The organism is Mesorhizobium sp. M0816 (assembly GCF_040320005.1).
GTDB lineage: Bacteria > Pseudomonadota > Alphaproteobacteria > Rhizobiales > Rhizobiaceae > Mesorhizobium.
Genome location: NZ_JAMYOT010000104.1, coordinates 1 through 834, shown reverse-complemented (window position 1 = coordinate 834; position 834 = coordinate 1). Strand labels below are relative to the sequence as shown.

General features: G+C 65.6%; 1 protein-coding gene. It reads right to left on the bottom strand.

What is annotated here, in order from left to right:
- Positions 1 to 834: IS3 family transposase (locus tag NKI17_RS36860; RefSeq protein WP_352907954.1), on the bottom strand; the 834-nt coding region annotated here is incomplete at both ends.

Sequence of the window (834 nt, the reverse complement as noted above, 5' to 3'; positions counted from 1 at the left end):
GAGCCTCGGCGGGTTGTACGCCGTATGGCGCGGGTTGAGCAACGGGCGATCGGCGGAGCTGGTCGGGGTTGTGCAGCTGATCGCCCGTTGCGGTGAGATTGGCGGAATAAGCCGCGGGCGTGATGTAGCCGAGCGCCGAATGTGGGCGCGATCGGTTGTAGTCGTCCGCCCATTCGGCGATCGTCGTCCGGGCATGGTCGAGGCCGAAGAACAAGGTTTCGTTCAAGAGTTCGTCGCGCATCCGGCCGTTGAAGCTCTCGCAGAAGCCGTTCTGCATCGGCTTGCCCGGCGCGATGTAATGCCATTCCACCTTGTGATCCTTCGACCAGGCGAGGATGGCGTTCGAGGTGAACTCGGTGCCATGGTCGGAGACGATCATGCCCGGCTTGCCGCGGCGGGTGACCAGTTCCGTCAGTTCGCGCGCGACACGCCGGCCTGAAATCGAGGTGTCTGGGATCGCCGCCAGGCATTCGCGTGTCACGTCGTCGACGATGTTGAGCACGCGGAAGCGCCGGCCGCAGGCGAACTGGTCGTGGACGAAATCCAGCGACCAGCGGGCGTTCGGCCTTGCCTCGACCAGGATCGGTGCGCGGGTGCCGACTGCTCGCCGTCTTGCCCGGCGCTTGCGCACCGTCACACCTTCCTCGCGATAGAGCCGATAGATGCGGTTGATCCCCGACGGCTCGCCCTCGCGTCTGAGCAGGATGAACAGCCGCCGATAGCCGAAGCGCCGGCGCTCATTGGCAAGATCTCGCAAGCGGCCGCGCAGTTCCGTCTCAGGCGGCCGGCAGGACCGGTAACGGATCATCTTGCGGTCGGCAGCGACGATCGAGC